General features: G+C 62.2%; 1 protein-coding gene. It reads left to right on the forward strand.

Annotation, left to right across the window (positions count from 1 at the left end; all coding sequences use genetic code 11):
* Positions 1–5: 5 nt before the first annotated feature.
* Positions 6–405 (forward strand): PLDc N-terminal domain-containing protein (locus tag WFM69_RS19325; protein WP_337007468.1); only part of this gene is annotated, 400 nt, incomplete at its 3' end.

The raw sequence follows: 405 nt of genomic DNA on the forward strand, positions 1-405 counted from the left end.
TCCCCATGCGACTTCTCGAAACGATCACGCCGATCAGCTACGAATACCAGGGCTTCTGGGGTTCGTTCTGGGACATCATCTGGTGGTTCCTGACGATCTTCATCTTCATCAGCTACCTGTTCGTGCTCTTCGCGATCATCAGCGACCTGTTCCGCGACCACAAGCTCAACGGCTGGTGGAAGGCGGTGTGGATCATCTTCCTGTTGTTCTTCCCGATCATCACGGCACTGGTGTACCTGATCGCTCGCGGTCGCGGCATGGGTGAGCGCAGCCAGGCACAGGCCAAGCAGCTGCAGGAGGCGCAGTCCGAGTACATCAAGTCCGTCGCGGGCGCCGGTGCGGCGAGCCCCGCCGACGAGATCGCCAAGGCGCGGGCGCTGCTCGACGCCGGCACGATCGACCAGG

The sequence above is a fragment of the Microbacterium sp. LB12 genome (assembly GCF_037150835.1).
In the GTDB taxonomy this organism is placed as follows: Bacteria; Actinomycetota; Actinomycetes; order Actinomycetales; family Microbacteriaceae; genus Microbacterium.